We start from the raw sequence: 3798 nt of genomic DNA on the forward strand, positions 1-3798 counted from the left end.
GGGAGTCTTCGACCGACATGAGGGTCGGCGCTGTCGCCACCGCCACGGTAAAGGTCCGTGCCGCCGACACCGGATTATGCCCATACAACGCTTTGACCGTGATGCTGTGAGCGCTGGCACTCAGCGCCGTCAGCGGCAGTGTCCAGTTGCCGCTGGCATCGACCGCGACCTGGCCTTGGGACGTGACACCGTCGAAGATCTCGACCTTCTGATTGGCGAATGCCTTGCCGCTCAGCGTGACCGAATTATCGAACGTCGTGCCACCCTCAGCGACTTCGCCGAGGGAGTCTTCGACCGACATGAGGGTCGGCGCTGTCGCCACCGCCACGGTAAAGGTCCGTGCCGCCGACACCGGATTACTGCCATACAACGCTTTAACCGTGATGCTGTGAGCGCTGACACTGAGCGCCGTCAGCGGCAGTGTCCAGTTGCCGCTGGCATCGACTTTCACGATGGGTGTGATAGCCGCAGCGCCGTCATACAACTGCAGCGTCAGGTTGGCGCTGGCCGTGCCCTCGACTGTGACGCTGGTGTCGAAGGTAATGCCATTATCAGGGATTACCTCACCGCTGGTATCGGTAACCGAATTGATCACAGGCACCACTATTTCAACGATCAACAGCACCAGCGAGGCCGAGTATTCATAGCGCTGCGAAACCGCACGCCACAGCACATAACGCACATCAACATATTGGGCGATGTTGGACGTGACATATTGCTTGTCGACCCTGAAACGCACAGGTTTGCCTGCGCTGACGGTAGTGATCGGCAGCCAGTCGCTGGTACTGGAGATCGGGTTGGGGCTGCGCCAGAAATACGTCACCACGTCCTTGTCCAGCGTCTTCGCCTCGCCGATCAGTACTTGAACGCTGTCGAACACCTTCGACGGATCAAGAACATCCCCCGACGGTTCAGCCTCCTCGACCACGGGTTTGGGCAGCGTCGCTCGAATCTTTCCGACCTTGACCAGCAGGCGCTCGGATTCTCTGACGTCGAGAAGGCCCGGTGCATCGTTCGCGACTACATAGGAAAGATCCAGCGTGCCGTTGTCGAGCACAGTGATGTGCTCAGCGTCGATGTAGAACGTGACAAGACCTTCCGTGGCCTCGTTCGCGCTGACGATATGCGAAACCTCATGCAGATACTCGTCGCCATTGGATTTTGTTCCCAACCATCTGAGGCAAATCAAGTCGCCGTTCTTCATGGCATAGCGGACTTCTACCGTGGCGAAGAACACGTCCGGTTCGAGGGTATCGCCGATCAGCTCAAGAATGTTCGGCTCGGGCAGCATGTTGACGTCGCCCACGACCGTTGCAAAGGCGCGCTTGGAGGACAGGGGGTCACCACCATCCTTTTTATAGAGGATATAGGAGACGTCGGCGCGGCCCATAACAATTGCTCTGATCAAGTCATAGGGCACCTTGATTTCCAGCACTGAGGGGACGTTGTCGATCTCGCGGGTTTCGCTGCAGATGATGGGTTCGGCATAATTCGGCGGCCTGCCGATGAAGGTCATTTTCACGCTGTCGCCGAGAGTGAACTCCTGGCTGCGGGCATGGATCTGCACGGTGACCGGCAGCTTGTTCAGGTCCCTGATGGTGATGACACCATTAAAGGCTTCCTTGATGATCGGAGCTTCTAGGCGCCAGCCCCCGGCGTCGATTTCGATGTAGGTGCGTTTGGAGTGGCGGTCGGCCCAGTTCCAGACTTTGTCGTTGATGTCGTACCTGATTTCCCGTTGTAAACCGTCTCCGGCGCGGAGAATGTCTGCCTGTTCGATCAGGATTTCGATCGGTTGTTCGTTATCGGCTTGCTCCTGCGTGATGCGGTGAACAGGAAGCAAGTGATCGCCGATGCTCAGGCGGACCTTATCGTCGCGGGTGCAATACACGTAGTGAGGGATGGTGGCCAATACACCATCTTTCGCCCAGCCGGCATCGATTACGCCCTGTTCGACCAGCTCGGGCGGCAATTGCACGATGTTCAGTTCTGAATGGCCGTCGTCTTTATGCGGTTCCCTGTCAAAGTTCCCCGGCTTGTACAGCTTGATCATTATCCGCAAGGACGCCGACGGCGGGTCGGCTTCGGTTTCACCCACTCGGGTCAGCACGTAATGGCAATTCTCGACCCACCCTGACTCTGCAGGCGCCGGCAAGTAGAAGAAAACCCGCTGATTGACTTCGTCGGCCGTCACGAATCGTTCAAGCACTTTCGCGTTGTTCCACCAGATATCCAGCCTGTCACCCTCGCTCATCAAGCTCAGATAAGGATTGATTACGCACAGCAAGCCTTGGGGGTCGTCCGTCGCCACCTTGATGTTGATGCCGCCATCGCCGTCCTGTACGGGTTCGAGCATCCCCGGAATCAGCAACGGGCGCAGGGCCAGTGTTTCGTTGCCTTCCTTGACGGGAGGGAAGCGGAAGTTCTTGTGGGAAGGCATCAGGCAAGTCCTCTGGAAGAAAGGCTCGGCGTTGTGCCGCAACGTTCGAGGCGGACGGAATCATGCAGACCCAGCGGGCTCGCTGGCGTGGGATGTCAGGCGAACATGGGCGCGCACTCCGTTCGGGTGATGGAGTGATTGAACCTGTGTTGTTGAATTTGCACACCTGTCAAACCTGACAGGTGTTGATGTATTCCAGACGAACGGTAGGCTCGGAGTTGCAGCTGAAACAGGAGAACTGGCAAATCGGCTTTGAGCGGATCCAGGCAGCTTAACGGGGTATCTCACAGCCAAATAAAGGGAGTGCACTCCAAAATGTGGGAGCGTGCTCGCGATGAGCATTTCTCAGTCGATGCGTTCAAACCAGACAGACCGCTATCGCGAGCAGGCTCCCGGCCTCTTAATCTCACCAGACTCAAGATCTTCGTGTGGTCGACCACACCTCGATCACGGACAGATCCTTCTGCCAGCCCCTGACTCCCCATCCACCTCGAACATCTCAACAAATCCCACCTTGAGGGTGTTGGATGGGCATTCCGCTTACACCGTGGCCTGCCCCGTAAATGCCTCAGAAGTCCTCGCGCAAGGAGGTGTCTGAGGTAGCTCTATGTTTCTTGAATTAACTTTGCAGCGGGCAGTTATTTTGTTTTTCGACCGATATACCGATACCGATCGTCTGGATTTGTTATGTCTATATTCAAGCCTCTGTCTTCACTCGCTCGGCCAGTGGCATAAATGTAAATCTGCGGTGGGTTTCCGTCAGCAAAAACGGGGCCGTAGTATTTTTCCCCTTGAGGAGACGGAACAGTAGTTGCTTGAAATTGAGGCCCAAGCTCGTCGACGAAGTTGCCTCGTGCCAGGATGGGCTCCAAGTTTTCTCTGGCGAGCGCCGCCTGTGCATCTTTCCAATTCAATTGATCGGGAAATGCGCATAGCTCGAAAACGTTGGAGCATTCAACGGGGAATTCGGCAGTCCGATTGTCAGCGTCCTGTACAACAATGGTAGTACTTCCATTGGATATCGAATGCACCAGCCCCGTATCGTCCACGGTTGCGATGTCAGGGTTCTCGGAAGTATAGACATAGGGAGGCGCGCCGTTGGCAGGAACCCGAGTCTCGTAGGTTTGTGGTGCTTTGAAGTTAACCCTTACCCAATCCGGTTTATGAGCGGAGATTGGAGACATATAGTAGTTGTTGCCATCGAGTTTCATGACGGATTGATCAATATCGAGCGCTGCGCCTACTCTCAGTTCCAAGGCATTCGAATAACTCGTCCCGCCCGCCGCGCGCTTGATTTCGTACCGGGCGATCACCGTTCCGCCTTCATTGTCCTTGATCAACTTGGCTTCGATGTTGAA

The 3798-nt window shown here is 56.0% G+C and carries 1 protein-coding gene and 1 pseudogene; both read right to left on the bottom strand.

Features of this window, described 5'->3' with window-relative positions; translation table 11 throughout:
* Positions 1–2440 (bottom strand): annotated as a pseudogene (locus tag HU765_RS26475) (hypothetical protein); the annotation flags it as partial.
* A gap of 638 nt (positions 2441–3078) precedes the next feature.
* Positions 3079–3798: Ig-like domain-containing protein (locus HU765_RS26480; RefSeq protein WP_186624056.1), on the bottom strand; the 720-nt coding region annotated here is incomplete at its 5' end.

The organism is Pseudomonas sp. SWRI81, from assembly GCF_014268545.1.
Taxonomy (GTDB): domain Bacteria; phylum Pseudomonadota; class Gammaproteobacteria; order Pseudomonadales; family Pseudomonadaceae; genus Aquipseudomonas; species Aquipseudomonas hamedanensis.